This window comes from Clostridium hydrogenum, assembly GCF_021432385.1.
GTDB classification, from domain to species: Bacteria; Bacillota; Clostridia; order Clostridiales; family Clostridiaceae; genus Clostridium_S; species Clostridium_S hydrogenum.
Window position 1 is genome coordinate 819,924 of the sequence record NZ_JAEACT010000003.1, and the last position, 21,282, is coordinate 841,205.

17 protein-coding genes are annotated in these 21,282 nt (G+C 31.0%); 1 reads left to right on the top strand and 16 read right to left on the bottom strand.

Annotated elements, in window-relative coordinates:
• Window positions 1–32: 32 nt before the first annotated feature.
• Window positions 33–1,733, top strand: coding sequence for an oleate hydratase (locus tag CUEA01_RS16915; protein WP_234122933.1), 1,701 nt, complete (start codon window positions 33–35; stop codon window positions 1,731–1,733).
• 295 nt (window positions 1,734–2,028) lie between these two features.
• Here CUEA01_RS16915 and CUEA01_RS16920 read toward each other — a convergent pair whose 3' ends face one another.
• From CUEA01_RS16920 to CUEA01_RS16995, 16 genes are all read right to left on the bottom strand, one after another.
• The gene (locus CUEA01_RS16920; protein WP_234122934.1) at window positions 2,029–2,469 is read right to left on the bottom strand and encodes a GyrI-like domain-containing protein; all 441 of its coding nucleotides are present in this window, start codon (window positions 2,467–2,469) and stop codon (window positions 2,029–2,031) included.
• A 414-nt stretch (window positions 2,470–2,883) separates the two neighbouring features.
• Window positions 2,884–3,786, bottom strand: a complete 903-nt coding sequence (locus CUEA01_RS16925; RefSeq protein WP_234122936.1) for a helix-turn-helix transcriptional regulator — start codon at window positions 3,784–3,786, stop codon at window positions 2,884–2,886.
• A gap of 184 nt (window positions 3,787–3,970) precedes the next feature.
• Window positions 3,971–4,498, bottom strand: coding sequence for a flavodoxin family protein (locus CUEA01_RS16930; RefSeq protein WP_234122938.1), 528 nt, complete (start codon window positions 4,496–4,498; stop codon window positions 3,971–3,973).
• Window positions 4,499–4,708: 210 nt separating this feature from the next.
• Window positions 4,709–6,100 carry a MerR family transcriptional regulator gene (locus CUEA01_RS16935; RefSeq protein ID WP_234122939.1) on the bottom strand — a complete coding sequence of 464 codons (1,392 nt, stop codon included), beginning with the start codon at window positions 6,098–6,100 and terminating at the stop codon, window positions 4,709–4,711.
• Window positions 6,101–6,129: 29 nt separating this feature from the next.
• Complete coding sequence (locus CUEA01_RS16940) at window positions 6,130–7,752, bottom strand: putative ABC exporter domain-containing protein (protein WP_234122940.1); 1,623 nt, start codon at window positions 7,750–7,752, stop codon at window positions 6,130–6,132.
• A complete protein-coding gene (locus CUEA01_RS16945) occupies window positions 7,742–8,473 on the bottom strand; it encodes an ABC transporter ATP-binding protein (protein WP_234122941.1) in 732 nt (243 codons plus the stop codon). Before CUEA01_RS16945 ends, CUEA01_RS16940 begins: the two co-directional genes overlap by 11 nt.
• A 159-nt stretch (window positions 8,474–8,632) precedes the next feature.
• Window positions 8,633–10,207 carry a bifunctional metallophosphatase/5'-nucleotidase gene (locus CUEA01_RS25190; protein ID WP_234122942.1) on the bottom strand — a complete coding sequence of 525 codons (1,575 nt, stop codon included), beginning with the start codon at window positions 10,205–10,207 and terminating at the stop codon, window positions 8,633–8,635.
• Window positions 10,208–10,280: 73 nt separating this feature from the next.
• Window positions 10,281–11,642 carry an MBL fold metallo-hydrolase gene (locus CUEA01_RS16955; RefSeq protein ID WP_234122944.1) on the bottom strand — a complete coding sequence of 454 codons (1,362 nt, stop codon included), beginning with the start codon at window positions 11,640–11,642 and terminating at the stop codon, window positions 10,281–10,283.
• 375 nt (window positions 11,643–12,017) lie between these two features.
• The gene (locus CUEA01_RS16960; RefSeq protein WP_234122946.1) at window positions 12,018–13,334 is read right to left on the bottom strand and encodes an ABC transporter substrate-binding protein; all 1,317 of its coding nucleotides are present in this window, start codon (window positions 13,332–13,334) and stop codon (window positions 12,018–12,020) included.
• Window positions 13,335–13,364: 30 nt separating this feature from the next.
• On the bottom strand, window positions 13,365–14,126 hold the full coding sequence (locus tag CUEA01_RS16965) for a carbohydrate ABC transporter permease (protein WP_234122948.1): 762 nt from the start codon (window positions 14,124–14,126) through the stop codon (window positions 13,365–13,367).
• A gap of 77 nt (window positions 14,127–14,203) precedes the next feature.
• Complete coding sequence (locus CUEA01_RS16970) at window positions 14,204–15,097, bottom strand: carbohydrate ABC transporter permease (protein WP_234122949.1); 894 nt, start codon at window positions 15,095–15,097, stop codon at window positions 14,204–14,206.
• Window positions 15,090–16,142 carry an ABC transporter ATP-binding protein gene (locus CUEA01_RS16975; protein ID WP_234122950.1) on the bottom strand — a complete coding sequence of 351 codons (1,053 nt, stop codon included), beginning with the start codon at window positions 16,140–16,142 and terminating at the stop codon, window positions 15,090–15,092. Before CUEA01_RS16975 ends, CUEA01_RS16970 begins: the two co-directional genes overlap by 8 nt.
• Window positions 16,143–16,783: 641 nt before the next feature.
• Window positions 16,784–17,530 carry an FRG domain-containing protein gene (locus tag CUEA01_RS16980; protein WP_234122951.1) on the bottom strand — a complete coding sequence of 249 codons (747 nt, stop codon included), beginning with the start codon at window positions 17,528–17,530 and terminating at the stop codon, window positions 16,784–16,786.
• Between the two features lie 34 nt (window positions 17,531–17,564).
• Complete coding sequence (locus tag CUEA01_RS16985) at window positions 17,565–18,797, bottom strand: peptidase U32 family protein (RefSeq protein ID WP_234122953.1); 1,233 nt, start codon at window positions 18,795–18,797, stop codon at window positions 17,565–17,567.
• An 18-nt stretch (window positions 18,798–18,815) separates the two neighbouring features.
• Window positions 18,816–20,474, bottom strand: a complete 1,659-nt coding sequence (locus CUEA01_RS16990) for an HD domain-containing phosphohydrolase (RefSeq protein WP_234122954.1) — start codon at window positions 20,472–20,474, stop codon at window positions 18,816–18,818.
• 222 nt (window positions 20,475–20,696) lie between these two features.
• Window positions 20,697–21,182, bottom strand: a complete 486-nt coding sequence (locus tag CUEA01_RS16995) for a hypothetical protein (protein ID WP_234122955.1) — start codon at window positions 21,180–21,182, stop codon at window positions 20,697–20,699.
• Window positions 21,183–21,282 lie beyond the last annotated feature (100 nt).

Below are 21,282 nucleotides of genomic sequence, written 5' to 3' on the forward strand. Positions count from 1 at the left end.
CATATGCTTAGTTGAGAAAGGAAGAGATATTTATGGATAACTATCAAAGAATCAATCCAATTGCACCTAAGAATATTGAAAATAGGAATGCATACTTACTTGGAGGCGGAATAGGTTCACTAGCTGCTGCTGCATTTTTAATAAGAGATGCTCATATGCCTGGTAAAAACATTCATATACTTGAACAACTTGATGTTGTTGGAGGTTCAATGGATGGTGCAGGTACATCGGAGAAAGGCTATACAGCAAGAGGCGGTAGAGAAATCGAGGAGCATTTTGAATGCTTTATGGAACTTTATAGCTTCATTCCATCTTTAAAGGATAAAAATAGAAGTGTATTAGATGAATTTCGCGAACTTAATATAGAAGAACCAATTGAATCCCATTGCAGATTGGTAGAAAAACAAGGAAAGAAAGCTGATTTTTCCAGTCTTGGATTAAGTACAGCTAATGCTATGGAACTTGCAAAACTTCATATGGCAACAGAAGAAGCACTTGGAGCAACTACAATAGGTCAATTCTTTTCTCCTAGCTTCTTTGAGACAAACTTCTGGTACTTCTGGGCAACAATGTTTGCTTTTGAAAAATGGCACAGCGTAGTTGAAGTTAAACGCTATATGGAGAGATTCATGCATTTAATTGGAGGTATGAATAGATTAAAGGGAATTCTTCACACCGAGTATAACCAATATGATTCTTTAATACTTCCACTTATCACATGGCTTAAAGACAATGCTGTATGCTTTGACAGTGGCTGCAAGGTTACAGATATTGATTTTGATTTCTCAAACAATGAAAAAGTTGCTACTAAAGTTTACTATACTAAAGACGGAAAAAATGAGATTATTAATGTAAATAAAGACGATTTAGTATTATTTACTAACGGTTCAATGACAGAAAACACAACAAGAGGCGACTTAAATCACCCTGCTATTATAAATAGATCAGAAGATAAGGGTTGCTTCAGTGTATGGGAAAAACTAGCTAAGAAATCGCCTGATTTCGGTCATCCTGAAAAATTCTGCAGTGATGTTGATAAATCAAAATGGATGTCCTTTACTGTAACTTTAAAAGATGATGATATTGTCTTCCCTTACCTTTATAACCTTACAGGAGACAAGCCTGGAATGGGTGGACTAGTTACAATAAAAGATTCAAGTTGGTTTATGAGCTGGGTTGTTCCAAAACATCCTCACTTTGCTAATCAGCCTGACAACGTAAAGGTACTTTGGGCATATGCCTTAAATTTAGATACACCAGGTGACTACATTAAAAAGACTTTCTCAGATTGCACCGGTAGTGAAATGTTTGAAGAACTTCTTTATCATATGGGCTTAAAAGATAGAATACCTGAAATTCTTTCACATACAGTAAATGTAATCCCTAGCATGATGCCTTATATTACTTCACAATTTATGCCTCGTGTTGCTGGAGACAGACCTAATGTAATCCCAGAAGGAAGCAAGAACTTTGGTTTCCTTGGACAATACGCAGAAGTTCCTCATGACTGTGTATTTACTGTAGAATATTCAGTAAGAAGTGCAATGATGGCTGTGTATGGTCTTATGAATTTAGAAAAAGAAGTAGATTCAGTATATCCAAGCCAATATGACATTCGTGTATTGACAAATGCAGCAAAAACTTGTCTTGGAATTGATAAACTTCCTTTAGGGGAAATATCACTTGGTATGCTCCTTAAGAATAGCGAACTTAAGAATCTTTTATTAAAATAATAGTTATTTAATATACAATTTAAAATTATTGCGAACTAATTTAATCAATTCACAATTCACAGTTCACAATGCACAATGAAGGATGATTTGCCTTCCTTGCGTCAGGTAAATCTTAAACTTAAATATTATAAGCTTCGCTTAGCACCATAAATGGTGCTATTGCGAAAGCAATAAAAAAACTTAAATTTAAGATTTTCTGTAGCTTTGCTACAGAAAATCATCCTTCATTGTGAATTGTGCATCGTGAATTGTGCATCGTTAATTGTGAATTGATTTAATTCGCAATATTTAATTATTATTTTAATGCAATAAATATATTAATATCCGCATTTTCTAAATCACTATTTAAGTATTCTTCAAAATCGCCAGTATAACTCCTATCTAAGTCCATTTGCCAAATTTCTGACCAAGCCTCACCAACTACCTTTTCCATAGGTCCATGCACAGAGAATTTAGCATATTTCCCTGTAGGAATAATTTTAATAGTAAGTTCATCATTCTCTGGTTTTGAAACTTCGCTGCCAACAGTAACACAGTACTTATCCGCTAAATAATCAGAATAAAGCCCAATAGCATGCTCATTAGTTTTATTTCTAATTGTAGTGTATAATCCACCTTGATATAACTTTTGCCAAAGTCCCTCAATGATTTTTCCCATCTTAGGATCAGAATTGCTAGTAATTGCACTAACACCTACAAGTGTTTTTTGTTCTAAATTTACGATTTCATAATTCATTATAATAGCCTCCACTATTTATTTATAGATATACGACTTCAAATGTAGAAATTACAAATGCCAAAATGTATTCTGCTAAATTACAATTTAACATAGAGTACAGATGACAGAGTACAGTGAATGATGATTTACCTTTCGCTTTGCTTAGGTAAATCTTAAACTTAAATGTATCAGCTTCGCTGAGCACCATCATGTATGTCGCGGTTGCGCAGCAATAAAAAAATAAGTTTTCAGATTTTTCGTAGTGCTAACGGAGAAAAATCCTCCTTCATTGTACTTTGTACTCTGTACTTTGGCTTCTCCTAGACAAATTGTAATTTAACAGTATGAATTTAGTATTAGCAATTTCATCCTTTCAATTTGTCTACCCATACGGCTATTGTAACTTATATAACATGACAACTGAATGTCATATTATATATAATGTTTTAAAGTGTTCATAAGCCTAGTTTTAATACCCTCCCTAATATGAGCTGGTTCTAAAACCTCACATCCTTCACCAAAGGATTCTATGTAATCAAATATCCATTCACTTTCATTATAATAAGTAACTTCTACAATAAAACTGCCATCATCATTTTCTATATAGTTGTCAAACTCATCATATACTCTAAAGGCTAACCGTGGTGTAAACTTCAATTTTAATTTTATTCCTTCTTCCTTGCTTATGTCTTTAGAAAAAAATATCTGCTTTGGTGCCTTGCGGTTAAAGTTTTGTTCTAACGCCCTTAATCCTTTGATTCGCCTTAATTTAAAAAAACGATAGTCACACCTTTTTTTACAATATGCATATAAATACCAGGCACCTGCTTTAAAACATAATTTCAGTGGTTCCACTTTACGGGTAATCTGTTCACCCTTTGCACTGGCATAAGAAAAAGAAATGACTTTCTTACTAAGTATTGCAGCTTTAATTGTGTTAAATACTTCAGTTTCATTTTTAGTGTTACTTCCCCATAAAGAAAAATCTACTTCAATCCAATTTGTATTAGATTCACCAAATAAACTGCTTAGTTTTTTTAGTGCTGTATCTGTTTCTATAAGGTTTATAGTCTTTACAGCTTTTAAAGAGGATAAAATATCTTCCTTTTCTTCATCTGTTAAAACAACTTTATTTAGTACAAAATCAGGCAGCAGTGAAATACCGCCACCCTTTCCTTTGCTCATATAAACAGGAATGCCTGCAGAAGATAATGTTTCAATATCACGATAAATAGTTCTTGTTGAAACCTCAAATCTTTGCGCAAGTTCCTTTGCCGTTACTATTTTTTTATCAAGAATAATATATATAATTTCAAACAATCTATTAATCTGCATATTATCACCCTAGTTTAGTATACACTTATAATATGACTTGGTGGTGTCATATTATAAAAAAATTTCCGCAAACCTCAGTTTACGGAAACATATAATACATCATAATGTAGCTAAAATCATAGACAACAGTGGAATTCCTAAAATAACAATGGAATACCATTTCATCATCTCGCTTAACTATATTCTAGAGTGATTGAGCAAACTCTCGTACCTTCTGAAGTCCTGCTGAGGTGCTCATGCTACCCTTTTCTTCCATATTAGGAACTTTAATTATACCCTTCAGCTCCCATTTTAAGTATGAACTTATAGCTTTAAGTTGTGCTTCAGCTGCACCATAAACTCCATCTGCTCCAGAATTAAGCAACATTGCAATAGAATTAATATGAAAACCCTTTTTCCCAAAAGCATACATTCTGTCTATAAAACACTTTGTTTGTGCAGAAATATCAAACCAATAAATTGGAGATGCAATTACAAGTAAATCTGCTTTGTCCAAATCTTTTAAAATGCTATTCATATCATCCTTTTGCACACATACCCCATCATGAGTAAAACAATATTTGCAATCAAGACACGGATTAACTTTAAGACTGCTCAATTTTTTAACTGTTACTTCATGTCCTTTTTCCTTTGCAGCCTCTGCAAACGTCTCCGCCATTATTTCTGTATTTCCATTTTTTCTTGGACTGCCTGTTACAACTAAAATATTCATAAACTCCTCCACCTTTCTACTAAAATAATACTTTATTATTTATGTTTTCTCAAGCAATCCAATCTAAATTCTCCTAACAAGCATTCAAAAGACTCTATATATTTATCACACAAAAGCTTTATTTCTTCTTTCGTCCTACCTGCTGATCTATATTAAGTTTTCTTTTTAAAATTTAATTTCATTGCATAAAAAAATGCTTGTACATCAAAATTAACCCATTTTTTTAATCTTGCTAACTGGAAAGTACATCTCCACTTCTAAATTTTCATCATTATCACTTATATCTGAAGAGAATATTTGAAAAGATGGCAGTATATCCATTTCATAATTTTTTTCTTCTATATTATACATAAAGGCTTCGTCCAAGCTCTTTTGATAATTCTTCATATCACCAATATGCTTATAAAATAAATAATCATGCTGAGGAAGTACAAAGCTTATCATATCACAAGGAACCTTTTCAATATTTGATACCTGCATTGCAAAAACAAAAGAAAAAACAGAATCTGGCACAATGTCTTTTCCTAGGGAGTCTATGCCTGAAAATCCGTATACCTTTTCTCCATTAACTATATTGGATATTTCTACTATTCTATAATTAAATTCTCTAATAAATTTAGGAAAGTCTTTTTTATTAATGAACTTTGTATAGTGAATTCCAACAAAACTCATAGTTTCTTTATGAACTATAGTTAAAGGCATTGATGGCTCTTCACAAAAATACCCTTCTTTAAATTTTTCATGAAATTTTAAATGAGCTTCCTTCCTTTTTCTATATTTTGAACTTAATACTGATAAGCTCTTGTCAACAGCTTCTAAAGTCTTTCCAATAATCTCAATATTTCCTTCTGGCTTAATATAAGTGCAAAACACCTCAAATTGCCTCTGCTCTTCTTCTGACATATCGAAGCTCATCATACTAACACTCTCTGATTTATACTCATAATTATCATTTTTTAAGTTTTCTGTCATTCTATTTTTTATTGTTTTCCATTCCTCTTCATCCATATCTACACTACTCTCAAGTTTCTCAGGAATATTTAAATTTGGTGTATTGTCTAAAGCTTTAACTAAATCTATCCATGCATTTTCCTTTTCCTTGCTGTCTATAGCTTCCGTTAAAAAACTATTAAAACAGAAGGATAATACTTTTCCATAAATACCCGGGAAAATTCTTTCAAATTCATTAATCATAAACCCTTCGCGTTCTTTTTGATCCATTTCAAGCGCTTTGCTTAACTTATTCATTTCCTCTGTAACTTTTTTTACATCAGTATTACCGACTTTTAAATCATTAACACAAGAAGACAAAACGCTTTTGTACTTTTCCATTTCATTAATTTGTTTAGTCAGCTTGTCAGTATATTCTGTAACTATTTTCAAAAATGCTTCCGAACTTTCTAAGGCAGCTTTAATTTCCTTAATGGAAAGTCCAAAACGCCTTAAAGTTGATATTTGAGTTAACACTTCTACATCTTTATCAGAGTAATTTCTATAACCATTTTCTTCTGATACCGCTGGTTTAATCAATTCATTTTCTTCATAGTAATTGAGAGCTTTTTTAGTAAGTCCAGTTAAAGCCTTAACTTCGCTTATTTTCATATTACACCTTCTCTCAAAGTAATTTCGCTTCACCTAAGTTCAAGTTTACTAAATAAGAAGTCGCTTAAATATAATAATATCATAATAATTACAGTTGAACTTATAATAAACATTGATAATGCAAATATTGTGTTTTTCAAATAAATAGCAGCCAATATAGCTACAATTATAGATGGTGCAAACATTAAGTATGAAAGTGCAGTTGAAATAATTGAATTTTTACTTCTATCATTAGGCGGTGTAATTAAAACAACAACTACAACACTAAAATAACATATGCCAATTGACGTAACTGCCGTAAACCATAAAAATATTAATTGCAAAACTGAAGTTTTTGTAAAAAACAACAAAGGTATAATCATTAAAGTATCTGTAATTAGATTATTTATCATAGGCCTAACATTTATAGCTAAAAGTTTCTTAGCTGCACTTCCTGGCAATAAAAATATATACTGCTTTTTTATTTCATATTTAAGTGGAGATGATATCTTTGACGCAACAACTGCTCCTTGCAAAAATATTAGTACAAATAATGGATAAACACTGTTAAATTCCTTTCCCCTTAAAAAATAGCACATAGCAATTGATGCTATTACAGCAATTGCATACCCAATTAATCTACCATTTTTAGCAGTCCTTTTGTTTATTATATAGCTTTTCCAAATAAAAGCCCAAGGTCCTGTAAATTCTTTTGCACTAATATTTCCAACTGATTTACTTTTCTTTGAAACCTCTAAATTATCTGCCATGTCATATACTGTATCTCTTGAAGAAGTATCATCAATTTTTTCATAGTAATGAACACATGCTCCAGCTTCCTCATAATAATCATCGGCAAAGTAAATTGCACTAAATAGTATTGCTGCTGTAATAATAATTAATGAAATAGTCTGAATTAAAGGCGGCTTATTAGATACAATTGAAGCTATTAGCATATCCCTTAACCAGCCTGCAATAGGAATATTTGAAAAAACTTCTCCGTTTAAGTTGCTTATCAAAGCATCTCCAATATTTTTACTATTAATAATATTGTAAAGTAAATAGGTAATTATTACACCTGTAAAACCTAAAACACAGTATTTTATAATCTTACCCAAATTAAATTTATTAGACAAGGTATATATAAAGAATATCAATGAATTTTGCAGTATAGGAAATAACCACATCGCAATAATAAGATATATAAGTTTAAATATACGAATGTCATATACTTTTGATATAACAATAGCCATTACTATAACTAATAAAATTGACTCCAATAAATTTTTTATACATTTTCTTACTATTGTCCAAGCAAAAATTGTTCTTGGACTTATAGGCAATGGAAACAAATAATTAACATCGGCAGAGCAAAACTGAGAAGGATTGTATTTTGATATTGAATTATAAATGGTGAGTATAAATACCAAAAGTAAAACCGCCATTATTACAGCTGATAATATATGAGGCTTAATTGCAGCCCTAAGCATGTTAGAGGCTCCTCCATCCTTTCTTGTGTAAACAAAAAGAATAAGTAAAAAAGGAAAAATGAAAGAACCAATAGCTTTTATTGCAGTTACTGGATGTTTTAAAGCTTCTATAAAATTATTTTTTAATTTAACTATCTCTACATATGCTAAAGAAATAAAATCCACAAATACACTATCTTTCATCTTCAGTCACCTCTAAGAATATATCTTCAAGTGAAGCACCTTGTGATGCTTTTATTTCATGTCTTAACTCCTCTATGCTTCCTTCAGTAAGTACTTTTCCTTTTTTCATAACAATAATTCTGTCACAAAGATTTTCGGCAGTATCAAGCATATGTGTACTTATAAGAAGAGTTTTACCTTCTTCTTTCAATGTTTTAAAGGCATCTTTCAATTCTCTTATAGCCTTAGGATCAAGGCCTACAAGAGGCTCATCTATAAAAAAAATTTCTGGATCATGAATTAAAGCACAGCAAATAGAAAGTTTCTGCTTCATTCCTTTTGATAAATCTTTGCCCAATTCATCCTTCCTATCCAAAATATCAAAGTCAGATAATATTTTTTCTGCTCTTCCTTTCCAATCATTAATTTTATATACCATAGCCATAAATTTTAGATGTTCTAGTACTGTAAGCATCGGATATATATCAGGTGTTTCAGGTATATATGCTAGTTTATATTTAACATCCTTAGAATTACTGCCTTTTCCATTTATAATTACTTTTCCATCATTTTTTCTAAGCAATCCCAAAATACACTTAATGGTAGTAGTTTTTCCTGCGCCATTAGGACCAGTTAGCGCCACAATTTCTCCTTTATTTAGTGAAAAACTAATACCATTAACGGCATTAGTTTTTTTATAACACTTTTTTAAATTTGTAACCTTTAATACTTCTTGTTCCATTTTAACCGCTCCCTACGTTTTCTATTGTGAAACTATTGCAAAATTTATATAGTTTTTAGCTTAATTAGCTTCACTCTATTTAGAATTCTAACGCGGTCCCTTGGGGATCAGTCAACAAAAATATTTATAACTACTTAGCGTTCACAACCGATTAAAACGTTATGATACACTATTTTGTATTACCTTCCAATTATTATTAACCTTTACCTCTATAAATTTATGCTTCATTATATAATTTGCAATAATTTCTGTCATATCAATAGGAATATCTTTTACAACTTTACTTATATCGAACATAAAGTAATCACCACCACCGCCAGCTCTATAGCTATTCATAACGACATTGTAGTATTCTTCCATTTTAAGCATTTTACTCTTATATAAAAGTTTACTTACCCTATTTCCTTCTTTCTTTGAAACATCTATTATATATTCAATTCCTTCCCACATATCATAATTATAATGCTGAATTTTAGGTTCTAAAAACTTAGGATTGATTTCAATTTTATTATTTTTCAAGCAAAAATATTGAGCGCTTTTTTCAAGTGCCGCCTTTATATCTTCTCCTTTTATTCTAAGAACCTTTAAGGTATTTGCATATGGGTAATTAGATACTATATCCCTCATGGTAATTTTAGCTTTAAAGCCTATACAATTATTATCAAAAATAGCTGAACAGGATATATCTGTTTCTGAAGCTTCCATTTGTATTTTGTTTATAAATTCTATAAATTCATTATCCCTAAGTCTCGCCTTAAAAGGATCTCCAATCAATATGTCTCTATTGCTTTCGCCTATTGGAGTATCTAGCCACTTTTGAGTTTTTACCTCCAAATTGTTTATTAAATTTATTATATTATTGTCTACTTTATTTTTAGGTATGATAATTTCAGATTTTTTATCACAAATTATCCATCTATTATCTCTTTTTTCTAATTCTAAAGTAATTTTAGCTAGACTCTCTCCGTATGCTCCTGGTTGGACTATATGAACATCTTTTATACTTGCATTTGCAATCTTTCTATGTTGATGCCCTGTTAAAAGTACATCTATTCCATTTATATTCGTAGCAAGCTCATAACCTTGATTTTCTCCAGTTATATTTTCAACTGCTTCTCCTGTATTTATATCTCTTTCAAAACCACCATGATACGCAACAATTACCACATCTGGAGTTTCCTCTTCTATTTCCTTCAGAGCCGCCTTGATACTTATTACTGCATCTTCAAAATTAAGATTGCTAATCTCTTCTGGCTTTTCAAAGTGAGGTATGTATTTTGTTGTAACCCCTACAACCGCAAGCTTTATACCATTTTCAAACTTTTTTATAATATAGCCTGTGCCAGATAACGGTTTTCCTGTTTCTTTTATTAAAATATTATTGGAAATCCACGGAAATGTTGCTTCAGAAATAGCAGTTCTTAAATAATCTTGCCCATAATTAAATTCATGATTGCCAATAACTGCAGCATCATATTTTAGATAATTCATAACTGAAATTATTCCATTAGATGAAGCTTTGCCTATTCTCGCATTATAATAAGCAAGCGGAGTTCCTTGAAGAATATCTCCCGTATCTATTAATAATATATTTTCATTATTTTCTCTTTCCTCTTTTATTATCTCCGAAAGCTTAGCAAGTCCCCTATTTGCCACTTCATTGGAGGCATAATTTATGGGAAGTATGTTTCCATGAACATCACTTGTTTGAAGAATTACTATTTTTTGCTTCACTTCATCCTCGCCTCCTTTAGTTTATATTATAGATGTACAACTTGGAACATTGAAAAGGAATGCAACTCCTCCTTCATTGTGCATTGTGAACTGTGAATTGTGAATTAAAAACATATGTTTTCCCCTCTTCTGGAAGAAACCTTATTCCACAATTTATATGTATATTTTCAGGATAAAAACCATGTATAGGAATAAACCAATTAGGCTTTATTATTTCAGCAAGGTACTTTAAATCCTTAGGTGTAGCGTGTCCAGTACTTCCTATGTATTTATATTCTATATTTAATTTTCTTAAGAATTCTTTCATGCCGTTATAACTAGGATCATAATCACCAAGTGGTGTACCATTAGAATGAATATAAACGGCTTTTCCAAAATCAATATCAAGCAATTTTATAATATTATCAAAACTATTTTGAACAAGGTACTCATAACCTTCCAAATTTATATTTTCTAAACATAGTTTCTTTGCATTATTATAAAAATCTATAACCTCTTTGTTAAACTTATTTAGCTCTAATTTTTCTTCTTCAATAACATAAAAATCATTAATATCTATAGTATTTTTAGCAATATATGCTGTTGCTAGCTCTAACACTAATTTTCTTTTAAGTTTTTTAGAAGCCTCATAAAACTCCATTATCCTATCTATATTTCTGTGATAAATATTAAAAAAGGCAATTTCGTTTTTCTCTTTAAGCTCTTCTACAATTCTTAAAGTTAAATTCTTCTCACCACTTGGTGCTTCCTTGCTTGCTTCAACCTGCATCGCCTCATTTCCAACTGTAGTTGATTCAAGAATTAAAAGATTTACACCTAGCTTTTCTGCTTCATGCGCCATATTAAGTGTCCATTCCGGATGGCTACCGCTTAACCTTAAATCTCCAGAGTAAAGTACAGTTAAATCAGGTGTTTTCACAAAATACGCTGTTGCTCCCATTACATCATGATCAACCCTTAACGAAGTAACGCATATATCTCCAAATTTCAAAGTTTCTCCGTAGTGTATTATATTGTATGCCCTTTCTCCAATTACCCCTTCTCCTATTTTTTCTAAAATGCTGTATAACTTTAAGCTCTCCTCCGTCATATATACCTCTATATTGTTATCAATCAGTCCCATATGCTGCATGTGATCTAGGTGAAGATGTGATATAAACACTTTTGTAATTTTGCCATACTTTTCTAAGGGTAATATTTTCATTTCATCCAATATGTCATTTTCAGAATAAAATCCATCTATTTTAGGAAGTATACCTAGTCTAAGGTATTTCTTTATAATATCCCGCGAAATATTGTCGGCTGCAAAGCCTAAAGGTGTTATTCCCCTTCCAAAATCAAGTATTATTCTATTATCTCCATATTCTATACTGATTACCGTACCACCTATTTTCCTCGTACCAGAATAGAATTTAATTTCAGTCTTATTTTCCATAAGCATCCTCCAAAATAATATCTTTTATATAGATAAGCAATTTTAAAAGTTAAAATTACTTGTACCAAATTCATCCTGTTAAATTACAATTTGTCGAGCAGAGTACAGATGACAGAGTACAGAGTACAGTGAATGATGATTTACCTTTCGCTTCTCTCAGGTAAATCTTAAACTTAATGTTGTCAGCTTCGCTGAGCACCATGTATGGCGCGATTGCGCAGCAATAAAAAAATAAGTTTTCAGATTTTTCGCAGTGTTAACGGAGAAAAATCATCCTTCGTTGTACTCTGTACTCTGTACTCCGTACTCTGTGTTAAATTGTAATTTGTGCAGTCAAACTGCTATATCAATAAATTACTCCCCAACTTACTAACCCTATTTTTGTAAATCTTGTTTTGCAGTTGTTTCTGCATTATTTAAACCATCAGCTACGGACTTCTTTCCAATTAGTACATCATTAAAAATAGCTGATACATCTGTACGAAGCTTTGTATAGCCCTTTGCATGAGAATCAGTAAAGCCATAATCGAATTGTTCCTCTGCAGCCTTTTGAATAGGATTCTTTTCTATATAAGATTTCCATCCAGTTGAATCCAATACAGATTTTCTAACAGGTACATATCCAGTTTTTTCTGCCCATTCCATAGTTTCAGCATCTGAAGCTAAGAATTTTTCAAAATCCCAAGCTGCTAACTTTTGTTCTGCAGTTGCATTTTTAAATATAACTAGGTTTGTTCCTTGGAAAGGCGAAGCTGCCTCTACATCCTTAGGTAAAACCGCAGTAGACCAATTAAATTTACCTTTTACTGCTGCTGTAATATAAGATACTCCTGCAGATGAACCTATGCACATTGCAACATCTCCACGTCCAAATGGTGTTGAAATATATTGGTCCTCTCCAGCAAGTCTTGCAGTTTTATCATTAACTAACATATCAGTTAAGAATTGAAGTGCCTTTTTTCCAGCAGCTGAGTTAAATTTTACTTTTCCATCATTAGTTACATAATCGCCACCTGCCTGTTTTATATATGTTGCCAAATCTCCAGAAACCGAATTTTCAAAGCCCATACCTATTACTTTTTTACCATTTATAGTAGTTGTAGTTTTTTTAGCTGCATCCTTTAGTTCATCCCAAGTTTCAGGTACTTTAGCACCAACTTTGTCAAGATAGTCCTTATTGTAGATTAAAACCTCTGTACTCTTATTAAAAGGCACTCCATATAATTTATTATCAAAAGTGTTATCATCCAAAAAAGCTTTTACTATATCAGCTTTATCATTCATACCTACTTTACTGTCGTTGTAATATGGTGTTAAATTTTCTATAAGATCATTATCTACATAATCCGTCATCCAATTTGAATAAGCTTGTGCCATTACAGGTGAAGTCTTTGCCTTTGCAGCTGCCATAAGCTTTTGTGACAAGGTATCATAATTTCCTTGTGCAACAAGTTTAACTGTTATATTGGGATTTTTCTTGTGAAAATCATCTGCTAACTTTTGAAGTTCTTTCTCTGTAGGGCCTGTCATAGCATGCCAGAACTGTATTGTCACCGGTTTATCAATTTTTACATCTGCTAAACTACTGCTTGAATTACTGTTGCTACCTGCTTTACTACCATTTCCACAACCACCAAGTGTCATTATTAAAGCTGCTGACATTAAAAAAGCTAATATTTTTTTTGATTTCATTTTTTTACATCTCCTTAATTTTCATATTTATTATCCCTTTATCCCTGCATGAGAAACTCCCTCAATTATATATTTTTGCATAAATAGAAATACAATTATCATCGGAAGAATAATAAAGGTTGAAGCCGCCATGAGCAGCTGATAATTCGTTCCAGTATCTGATACAAAGGCAGTAAGTCCAACTGGAAGGGTTCTCATTTCTTGCGAATTAGTTACTATAAGTGGCCACATAAAGGCATTCCAATTTCCTATAGCTTTTACTATTGCTATAGTTATTATCATTGGCTTGGACATAGGAATAATGACATTTATTAAATAACTTAAATCCTTACTTCCATCTATTCTAGCCGCATAGTATAATTCGTCGCCTATAGTTGAAAAATACTGCTTGAACATAAATATTGAAAAAGCACTTGCTGTCCATGGGATGATTAACGCCTTATATGTATTTATCCAATTAAGCTGAGTAAGTGTTACAAAGTTTGACATAAGTAATATCTCACCCGGAATCATCATAGTTCCAAGTACTATAGCAAAAATTACTTTCTTACCAAAAAACTGCAATCTATAAAAAGCATAAGCAGCAAGTATACTTGTCACAAGTTCACCACCGGTGCTTAATATCGTTACTATACAACTATTTATGAAATATCTTAAAAAAGGGGCTGCTTTAAAGGCTTCTTCAAAATTACTCCATTTCCAACTTGTTGGTATCCACATAGGTGGCATTTTTATTACTTGTGAGGAAGTTTTTAAAGAGGTAGTAATCATCCAATAAAATGGTATAATCATGATAATACTTCCTATTATTAAAAGTATATATAGCACACTTTTCAGAGCAATTTTTTTAAACTTCTTAAGCATATATATCATCCTCTCCTTTTGGAATACCAAAATTGAAGCCCTGTAAAAATCATAATTATTAAAAATAATATAAAGGATGCAGCCGATGCAACTCCAAAATTCCATTCTCCATAAAATTTTCTAAATATATAAAATACAACTGTAAGTGCACTATCTGAAGGACCTGCAACACTTCCACTGTAACTAAATAGCGCATAGACTTCATCAAAAACTTTAAAAGAACCTATTACAGAAACTATAGTTACAAATAGCGTAGTTGGTGCCAAAAGTGGAATTATAATGTGCCACACCCTTTTGAAATAGTGAGCCCCATCAATTTGAGCTGCTAAATCATATTGTTTATCTATAGTTTGAAGTCCTGCAAGAAAAATAATAACGTTGTAGCCAATGTTTTTCCAAATTGCAAGTATTATTAGAGAAATCATTGCAACATTTGGATTATCAAGCCATGCAATAGCATGAATACCAAAAAGTTTTAAAAAGTAATTGAGAATTCCATAATCCTTATGATAAATCCATCTCCAAACTATTGAAACCGCAACTAATGAGGTTACATATGGCATAAAAAAGCATGTTCTAAACAATCCTTTAAATTTAATTTTGCTGTTAAGCATAAGCGCTATTAGTATTGACAAAACAATAGAAGCAGGTACCACTCCTAGAACAAATATCATTGTATTTTTCATAGCACGCCAAAAGGTTGGATCTGTAAGTACAGTTTTGTAATTATTCAAACTATAAGAATATACTATATCTTTAAAATAATTATATTTACCATAAAAACTCATTATAAAGGATTTAATAAGAGGATAAATTATAAATACTGACATTATGGTTAGAGCAGGTAAAAGATACAAATATGCCTTTAAGGACGATTTTAATGTAGGTTTATTATTCATTTTTCCCACCTTCAAAAGCTTTAGCTAACACCTTTAGATAGTTTTCTGGTGGAGCTATCCTTTTCTCTGATGCTTTCTCAAACCAATGTATATTACCTCCATCTACTCCAACCCCTACTTCATCATTAAGTTTTATATCTAAATCCTTTGGGGCATAAGCCGTAATTGCATTGTCGTCTTTTTGAATCTTTACAAGCATATCTCTTCCCATTCTCTCAATATACGTAACTTTTCCTCTCGTTACAGGGTTTTGAGGATTAATATGTAAATCTTCTGCTCTAATTCCAATGACAATTTCTTCACCATCTGTTTTACAACCTTCGATTATATTTATTTTAGGATTTCCAATAAAACGTGCTGTAAATACATTTTCCGGCTGGTTATAAAGTTTCTGAGGAGCTGAATACTGCTGTATTTTACCTTGATTCATAACTATGATATTATCTGATATGCTCATTGCTTCCTCTTGATCATGAGTTACAAATATAGTAGTAACACCTGTTTTTTGCTGAATGCGCCTTATCTCTTCTCTCATCTCAATTCTAAGTCTAGCATCAAGGTTTGACAGGGGCTCATCTAGAAGAAGAACTTTAGGATTTTTTACCAAAGCTCTAGCTATTGCTACTCTCTGTTGCTGTCCACCTGAAAGCTGTTTAGGTTTTCTATCTAGAAGTTTATCTACCTGAACAATTTCAGCTATAGCGTAAACCCTCTTTTTTGCTTCTTCCTTATTCACCTTATTCATTTTTAAAGGAAACATTATATTTTTAAATACTGTCATATGAGGATAAAGTGCATAATTTTGAAACACCATCCCTATGCCTCTTTCTTCAGGCTCTTTGTCTGTTATACATTCATCACCAAAATAAACTTCACCTTGAGTTGGTTTATTAATTCCAGCTATTATAGAAAGAGTTGTAGATTTTCCACATCCACTTGGACCAAGCAGAGAGACTAATTCTCCAGATTTTACAGTAAAATCAATGTTGTTAATTACTAATGTGTTAGAAAACTTCATAGAAATTTGTTCTAAATGAATATCCAAATTAAATCCTCCAATACTAAAATTTAAACTCTGATTTCAATATTTTGTATCTTACATTTATCTACAATTTAATTCTTTATTATACATTATATTTCTTCAAAGTAATTTCTAAGTTAGGATTTTTTTAAATCTATGTTAATTTTTTTATTTTATTCATTTTTATTGAATTAATATCAAATATTTGTATTTTTTTAACATTAAAAGTGAATTTTATTATAATCTTTTATAGAATTTTTGATTAGCTTATATGATATGACTACCTAGATTAAAAATCTTTAGCATTATAGAATATCATTTCCTGGTTTGTTTGTCTATGCTTATTTTTTGCAAAAAAAAAATCTCAAGTACATTCTGGATATAGATAGGAAACTTAAAAAACAGAGTAGAGAGTAGAGAGTAAAGAGTAGAGTGAAGGATGATTTTTCTCCGCTATACTTCGAAAAATCTAAAACTTAATACGCTCAAAGCGCTTAAAATATAGTGTTCAGCACAGCTGAAACTATTAAGTTCTAAGATTTACCTAAGGAAAGCGAAAGGTAAATCCACATTCACTCTACTCTCTACTCTCTACTCTGATATATAAGCTCTAGCTAGCTTAACATGGTATATTTGATATGTGTAATTTCAATGTTTCAGGTTGCCTATCTATAAGATTCCTTTAATTCTTCTGCTATATGTTCCGCATCTGGATAAATGTTTCTTAGTTTTATTCCACAAATCTTTAACTCATTAAAAATTTTTTCTTTCTTATCTGCCGGTATAATTAACCTTTCAATTAGTCCAGGTACATTTAAACTACTCAGCTCTTTCAATGAATTATGAACAGTAAAAGCTGACTGTTGTGTATATATTCGCATATTATTTTCAACTGGATAACATGCTATTATCTTCTCGCCAACATCTCTATATTTAGAATTATATGGCTTAAACGCTGGATAAATCATTTCTAAAACTGTCTTTGCATCCATTGGATATATATATCCACCAAAGCCTTCAAATTCATTTAACAATCCAGGCTTTAAAACCCAAATACAAGCATCCTTTTGTGGATATTTTAAATATTCATTTGTAGCAAAAAAAGCTGCAATAAGTGGCGATTGTGACCAATCCAATAAACGCGTTGGTAATCCAAAATGCTGCATTATTGATATCCATCCTGAATAATTATCATAGCTTGGCTTTTCTTTTAGTGCTACAGTTGCTCTCATATAAAAATCATTCATTAAAGACTGTTCACTTTTTTGATAATTTTTTCTTTGAACAGATGGGATTAAGTGCCAATCCTTATCAGAATGCCCCCTGAACCATAAAATGCAATTTTGATTAGGGTTTATTAATTTTATCTCTGAAATTAAATCTCCAATACTATTTATGACTTTATCAGTCACTATACCATCACCTCGTTTTAACTTTTCAAATTGCTTATCTATAATCTGGAGATACATTTTTATTTTTTATAATTATATCATTGACTTTTAATTCTTCCATACATTTTACTGTAAAAAGCATTTGTGCAGAAGCTGCACTTTCAATAGCTTCACCATTTCCTTTTCTCATATCTTCAAGTTTTATAACTTTATTTTCACCTTTTACAGCTAAAACCTCAACTATATCTCCGTTCCAAACTTTATTTCTTTGTTCTATAGTTGCAATATGATTCTCTTTATCATAATTTTTTACGACACCAACGATATCATAATTACGTATATATGATGAACTTTCATAGATTTGTCTCATGTCCTCATCAAAATAAAATCCAGTAGTAAATGGTCTGTGACTTGGCTTAACAAGGTTATCCATCAATTTAGGATCAAACTTATAATTATCAGGATCTTCCATATATGTATCAATAGCTTCTCTATACGCTTTAACTACAGATGCAACATAATACGAGCTCTTCATTCTCCCCTCAATTTTAAAAGAATTTATACCAGCTTCAATAAGCTCTGGAATATGTTCTATCATACATAAATCCTTTGAATTCATAAAATACATTCCATTCTCTGAAACTTTAGTATATTCACCAGGATTTTTTTCTTCATACAAATCACATTTATATCTGCAAGGCTGTGCACAAAGCCCTCTATTTGAATCTCTGCCAGTTAAGTAATTTGATAACAAGCATTTTCCCGAATGTGCCATGCACATAGAACCATGTACAAATGACTCGATATCACAGGTTTCTGGGAGTTCCTTTCTGAGTCTTTTTAAATCTTTAAGACTCATTTCTCTTGCTGCAACTACTCTTTTAACTCCAATTTTATGCCAAAACAATGCCGACTTATAATTTAAAAGATTAGCCTGCGTACTTAAATGTATTTCAAGCTTTGGAACTACTTCCCTAGCTATACTAATAACTCCTGGATCCGCTATAAGCACCGCGTCAACTCCTATATCATATATTTGACTGAGGTACTCATCCATGCCTATTAAATCTTCATTATGCGGAATTATATTTAATGTTATGTGTACTTTTTTACCTCTTGAATGAGCAAACTCTACTCCTTCTTTTAACTCTTCCAAAGTAAAGTTGTCTGATGCCGCTCTTAAATTAAATTTGTTTCCTCCAAGATATACTGCATCAGCACCAAAATTAATAGCTGTTTTTAATTTTTCTAAATTTCCTGCTGGTGCTAAAAGCTCTGGTTTATTCATAAATTAATGCTCCTTTTTCTAAAATGATTTTTCCAAGACTTGTTCAACAAAGACTTTTACCAGTTCTGGATCAAATTGCTTACCGGCATTTGCTTTTAACTCTTGGATTGCAGCTTCTTGTGACATGGGTAATCTGTAACTTCTTTCACTTATCATTGTATCATACGAATCTACAATAGTTACAATCCTTGATTTAAAAGGTATTTCTTCTCCCTTTAATCCTTTAGGATACCCCGTGCCATCCCATTTTTCATGATGAGCTAGTACATATTCTGACATTCTCGATAACTCATTTACAGTATTTAATATCCTATATCCTATTTCTGTATGCTTCTTTATTTCTTCAAATTCTTCTCTTGTAGGTTTTTCTATTTTATTTAATACGTTTTGATCTACAGCAATTTTCCCAATATCATGCAATAAGCCAATAGTCCTTAACTCATTTATTTCCTCTTTAGGTAAATTTAGCACCCTTCCAACATCTTCACATAATTTTGAAACTCTAATAGAATGCTGCTCTTCCATTTTATTTTTCTCATTAAGCGCTGAAATTATGGCATTAATAGTCTTACCTTTCATTCGTGGACTTTCAACCATTTTTTCATTGTACATGTGGTCTTCTGCCTTTTTAAATACTTCTTCTAATTTCTCATTTTTATTTATTTTTGTTTCATAACCAAAGGAAATAGAGACTTCAACTGATTCAATCTTTTCATTAGCAGCTAATAACTTTGTTTCTCTTATAATCTGTTCTGCTTCCTGTGAATTAGTATTTGGCATTAATACTATAAATTCATCTCCACCTAATCTAGCAACTATATCATTTTTTCTACATCCATTATTAATTATTTTTACTACCCTTTTAATAAGTTCGTCACCCATAACATGACCAAATGAATCATTTATAAGCTTTAACCCATTAACATCTGCCATAACCATTGTAAGTGGTAAATTGGCATCAACATCTATACTCGCTAGTTCTTCTTCAAAGAATCTTCGATTATAGATTCCAGTTAACTGATCGTGATAACTTAAATATTGTAATTTCTGCTCCATTTTTTTTCTGTCGCTAATATCTCTTGATATTGCTAATACTTCTTTGTCATTAATTTTAGCTAACCTAAGATCAAAATTTTGACCTTCAAGCTCATATTCAAAGCTTTCTAAGCTTCCGTGCTTTAATACTAATTGAATTTTATCATAAGCCAAGTCTGCTATGTCACTTGGCATAATTTCATGAAGATTCTTACCTAAAAAACTATTCCTTGGTACATATAATTTACTTTCATTGCTTACCATTGTATCTGTAAAATCACCATTTTTATCAAGTACAAACAATAAATCAGGAACAGCCCTAAGTATTGCACTATTTCTTTCTTCACTTTCTCTTAATTTTTCTTTTCCATCAATAATTTTTTCAAGCTGTTCCTTAAGTTTCTCTTCTAAATTTCTAATTAAAATATAAATAATTATTGCTGTAATTATCATATAAATCGATTGTCTGTATACTATAATTCTATTATTATCCGTAACCCTTCTAATTAATTTATTAGACAAATATATAGAAACAAAGCCTATTAAAGAATATGTCAAAGAAATTTTAATGCTCCCATATTTAAGCTTACTCCTTATTTTATTTAAAGTGGCTTTAATTTTATCTCCTGTAAAAAAAGTCATATTAACACCCCTATTTTTACTATATATAGAATTTATTTAATATCTTCTTATGACCATTTTACATTAATTTCGGTAAAATTCAACAATAATTTATTATATGTTACAATTTTTGTTTATATTTAATATATGCAATTATAATAAAATACACAACAAAGTCCAAATTTATACATAGTAAATGTGGACTTTATTGTGTAAATACAAGTTTATTAATAAAATAGGTTATTACTCAATAGAAGTTTGTTTCATCAGTCTATTTTTTCTAATATGGAGAATAATTCCTTTTGCTAAAAAGAATCCAGTCAATACAAATGCAAAAGATATTCCTATGTACGATGCTGATTCAAGCTTAATCTTTTCTGCTACTATAACATTAAACCATGGTAAGACAACTAATCTTACTGGAATAAAAATAAGCCAAAATGCCAGGCCCATTTTAGTACCTGAAGCTACAACATTACCATTATCCTTATACACCTTTGCTAGATATCCTTGAAGAATACCAATTCCCATTCCAAGAATAAATCGTAAAATAAGACCTAATAAAGCTGTTTTTAAACTTGTAGCTTTTAAATAGTTTAAAACTACAATTATTGCAAAAATAAAAAATGGAGTAAAGGTACGCATATTTATTTCCTGCTCTTTAAAATGATTTGTAACTAAAAAAGCAATTACCACAATTGATATAATTATAATTATTATTAAATTCATAAAATCTCCTCCTCACATATCGTTAGTATATCACCACATTCAAACTTCATATATCCATCAAAGGTAATGCTTTTAGACATAAAAAAGGGCAAGTTTTATA